This is a genomic window from Mesorhizobium sp. M7A.F.Ca.AU.001.01.1.1 (genome assembly GCF_004022735.1).
Lineage (GTDB): Bacteria > Pseudomonadota > Alphaproteobacteria > Rhizobiales > Rhizobiaceae > Mesorhizobium > Mesorhizobium ciceri.
The window spans coordinates 1-4,137 of record NZ_RZPF01000598.1; the positions used below are offsets into that span (position 1 = coordinate 1).

Genomic DNA, 4,137 nt, shown 5'->3' on the forward strand with positions numbered 1-4,137 from the left:
GGCGCCGGCGCGCGCGGCGGCGGCCGCCTGCTCCGGCGACCGGATACGCCCTTCGGCGATGACGTAGGGGCTCAGGGTTCGCATTTGAGCGATGAGGGCAATGTCCGGATCCTCCGGCTCCGGCCCGCCGACATAGCCGGAAAGCGTCGTGCCGACGAAATCGACACCCGCGGCAAGGGCCCGGCGCGCATCGTCAAGGCAAGAGCAATCGGCCATGGTCAGCTTGTTCCTGGCCTTGACGGCTTTCACAAGCGCTTCGACAGGAACGGGACGGACACGGTCCGTCGCATCGAAAGCGATGATATCGGCGCCCGCCTCGGCCAGCGCCTCGACATCGGCCAGATAGGGCGTGATGCGCACGGGGCTGTCGGTCAGATCGCGCTTGACGATACCGATGATCGGCTCGCGGACGGCCAGGCGGGCGGCCGCGACATAGGGCACGGATTCGATGCGCAGGGCCTTGGCTCCGGCTTCAAGAGCGGCCCTGGCAAAGCCCGTCACGAATTGCGCACTGTCCATCGGGCCGCCGGGAACCGGCTGGCAGGACACGATGAGACTGTTGGCGATGTCTTCCCGCTGCACGTCGGCACTCCCCTGTCGCCATCACGATAAATGGAAAATACCAGATTACAACCAGTTCATAACTGGTATTATCTTTGCAGCTCGAAGACGAAGTCGTAGACGTCTCCCTTGTAGCGTGTCTCGCAGTATTCCACGATCTGTCCGTCGGCGAGAAAGCAGCGGCGCTCGGTCATCAGCAGCGGTGCGCCCATCTCGCAATGAAGGTGTCTTGCATCCTCCAGCGATGCGCCGCGCGAGCGCATGCGCTGGATTGCCCTCTGAGGCAGGAAGCCGCGTGCATCTAGCGCTTCATAGAGGGAGTCCTGAACCATCTCGGGCGAAGGAAGGAAGCGAACCGGCACGGCCGAGACCTCGACGGCGATCGGCGCGCCATCGGCCGTCCGCACGCGGCGCATGCGGATTACATTGGTGTTTGCGGCAATACCCAAAGCCATCATTTCGGCTGGCGATGGACGGCTTATCTGTTTGGAAAGCCATAGGCATCCAGGCTTCAGGCCGCGCGCCAGAATGTCCTCCGAAAAGCTCGTCAGCGTCGAAAGCGATTTTTCGACCCGCGACCCGATCTCGGTTTTGGAACCATGCCGGCGATTGAGCTGCCCTTCCTCTTCGAGCAACGCCAGAGCTTTTCTCACAGTGACACGCGAGATCGACAGGGCTTCCGCCAGAACCCGCTCGCCCGGCAGAACCGCGCCGGCCTTCAAAGCGTTGGAACGGATCGCTGCCTCGATCGCCGATTTCAACCGTCGGTAAAGCGGCACATCGGAGGCTGTCGCTTCCATCTCCCGACTGACAAGCCCGATCAGGTTCACGGTTGTCATTGCTCTTCCTCCCGCGCGAGAAGCACCCAGGATCAAAACATTCCTGACTGGACCCATACTGGTATTATCAATCCGGTGCAAACGTCCCGCGGGCGGTGCCTCGTCCGCGCCGTCAGCGCACCACGGCCCCTCAGCGAACCCGCGGTGACAGCTTCATGGAGATGCGATCGCAGGCAGCACGCAGGACCTCCAGAGTAAAGGCATGGCGGCTTTCACGCGTATGGCGATTGATATAGGCGACGATAATGGAGGCGACGGCGCTGCCGTCCGGTCCGATGACCGGACAGCAGATATCGGTGATGCCGACGAAATCACGGCTCTCGCGCATCCAGTAACCGTCCGCGCGGATGGTACGAAGCTGCTTTTCCAGCGCCTCTCGATCCAGCGGCGCCGGCGAATGTGCCGCACATTCGTCGATCATCCGCGTCGCGACCTTTGGCGGCTGGAAGGCAAGGATCACATGGCCGGAGGTCGCGTCGGTGGCCAGGCGGCCGTAGCCGAGGCGCAGCGTGAACGCCATGTCCTCGCCGCCGGGAACGGCCGCGGTCACGACAGTCAAGCCATGATTGAAGACGACCAGGTGCGGCGACTGATTTGAGTCCCCGGCAATCCGCGTCAGCTCGGGCATTGCGGCGGACATGAGATCCTGAGCGCTCGGCGTGTGCAGCCCCAGCTTGAAAAGCTTGTCGGTCAACGAATAGGCGTCGGTCTCGGCGTTGCGCTCGATATATTGACGCTCCTGGAGCGCGATCAGCATCCGGAAAATCTCATTCTTCGAACGACCGAGGCCTTCCGCGATCTCCTTCATCGTCAAGGGCGCTCGCGCCTCCGCCAGCAGCTCCAGGACATCCAGACCCTTCGTCAGCGCCGGGGCCGAATAGGTCGGTTTGCCACTCTCTTTTGCGTCATCTGCCATTCGAAGAATCCCCGGTGGTCCACGCACGATAGAGACAAGAAATCGGAATTGCCATTGGTTTTATATCCAAACTTGACACCATATATAAAACTGACATGATGACGGGGACAATGAATTTCGAGGCCGAGCCGATGACCGTCCAGAGACCAGCAAACACTGTCCGCGCGACCATCACGCCCCGGAACAACAGTGTTTACACGTCGGTCGATTTCGATCGCGAGGGCAAGCAGATCGGCTTCTTCCATGTGCCCCAATCGCCGCACGACGATGCCTGGGGCACGGTCCGCGTTCCGCTGGCCGTCATCAAGAACGGAGACGGTCCGACGGTCCTGATCGAGGGTGGCAACCACGGCGACGAATATGAGGGGCCGATCGCGCTCGGCGAGCTTCTGCGCGAGATCGATCCACGGGATATAGCCGGTCGCATCATCGCGATTCCGGCCATCAACATTCGGGCCGTCGAGGCCGGCACCCGCACCTCCCCGGTCGACGGGTTGAATTTCAACCGCAGTTTTCCAGGCGATTTCAACGGCACGCTGACAAGCCAGATAGCGGCCTATGTGCATGACATCCTGTTTCCGAAGGCCGACTATTTCCTGGATCTCCACTCCGGCGGTTCGTCCCTGATGATCCTGCCGAGCGCGATCATCGAGCCCTCCCCGACCGCGCAGGGGCATCGCAAGAACATCAAGGCGACGCTCGCCTTCGGGGCGCCGACCGTTGTCATGGTCGACAATCTCGGTGAAACCCGGACCTCGACCGCGTCCGCCAATCACCAGGGGCTGATCGTCATCGGCAGCGAGATGGCCGGCGGCGGCCTTGTCAGTCCGGATGCGTTGGCCATCTGCCGCAGGGGCATCCGCAATGTGCTGAAACATGCAGGCGTCCTGAAGGGCGCGCCTGACATTGCCCCTGGCGCCAACGCACGCGTGCTCAAGGTGCCCGGAAGCGAAGGCTATCTGCTTTCCGAGGAGGACGGTGTCTTCGAACCCTTGAGCCCCCTCGGCAGTGCCGTCAGCAAAGGCGACCTTGCCGGACGCATTCACTTCCTCCACACGCTGTCGCGCGCGCCCATCGATCTCCTTCACCCCATCGACGGCATCGTTTTCGCCAAGCGTCAACCCGGCCGCGTGCGCCCGGGGAATTGCTGTTTCGTGCTGGCCAACGAATATCCGGAGGCACTGACCGATGAGCCATGAAGACATCATGGCGGCTGCCCGGCGCATTGCCCCCTTCATACGGCGCACCCCGGTCGTCAAGCTCGACCATGCCACGGGCGCGAACCTCCAAAATGATGTCTATTTGAAACTCGAATGCCTCCAGGTGAGCGGCTCCTTCAAGATCCGGGGCGCCACGAACCGGGTGAAAACGCTCGAGCCGGGCCGGATCGAAAACGGACTGGTCGCCGCATCCGGCGGCAATCACGGCCTGGCCACCGCCTATGTGGCTGCCCGGGCCGGCGCTCCCGCCACCATCTACCTGCCGAACAATGCAAGCCCGCTGAAGGCGGAAAAGCTGCGCAAATGGGGCGCTGACGTTCGCTTCGAAGGCAAGGTCTGGGATGAAGCGCATGAGGCTGCATTGGCCGAGGCAAAAGCGCGCGGCGCCTTCTACATGCATCCCTTCGCCGATGCGCAGATCGTGTCCGGCCAGGGAACCGTGGCGCTGGAGATGGTCGACCAGATTCCCGATGCCGACATCTACATCGTCGCGATCGGCGGAGGCGGCCTCATCAGTGGCATGTCCGAAGTCCTGAAGCACGTCAAACCCGACGCCAGGATCGTTGGTGTCGAGCCGACCGGTTCACCGACCCTTCACGCC

At 62.4% G+C, this 4,137-nt stretch carries 5 protein-coding genes; 2 read left to right on the forward strand and 3 right to left on the reverse strand.

Annotated features, from left to right (window positions below; translation table 11 throughout):
• The 3 genes from EN884_RS27930 to EN884_RS27940 all read right to left on the reverse strand — a co-directional run.
• A partial coding sequence (locus EN884_RS27930) for a putative N-acetylmannosamine-6-phosphate 2-epimerase (RefSeq protein WP_128360853.1) occupies positions 1-582 on the reverse strand: 582 nt, incomplete at its 3' end.
• Between the two features lie 68 nt (positions 583-650).
• Complete coding sequence (locus EN884_RS27935; protein ID WP_027160933.1) at positions 651-1,400, reverse strand: GntR family transcriptional regulator; 750 nt, start codon at positions 1,398-1,400, stop codon at positions 651-653.
• A gap of 130 nt (positions 1,401-1,530) precedes the next feature.
• Positions 1,531-2,316 carry an IclR family transcriptional regulator gene (locus EN884_RS27940; RefSeq protein ID WP_013530438.1) on the reverse strand — a complete coding sequence of 262 codons (786 nt, stop codon included), beginning with the start codon at positions 2,314-2,316 and terminating at the stop codon, positions 1,531-1,533.
• A 95-nt stretch (positions 2,317-2,411) separates the two neighbouring features.
• Between EN884_RS27940 and EN884_RS27945 the strand changes: the two genes are divergently transcribed.
• Entirely contained in the window at positions 2,412-3,515 is a 1,104-nt protein-coding gene (locus EN884_RS27945) for a succinylglutamate desuccinylase/aspartoacylase family protein (protein ID WP_244514328.1), read from the forward strand.
• Positions 3,505-4,137, forward strand: a 633-nt coding sequence (locus tag EN884_RS27950; RefSeq protein WP_128360854.1) for a pyridoxal-phosphate dependent enzyme, incomplete at its 3' end; no start/stop codon positions are given. The genes EN884_RS27945 and EN884_RS27950, both read left to right, overlap by 11 nt.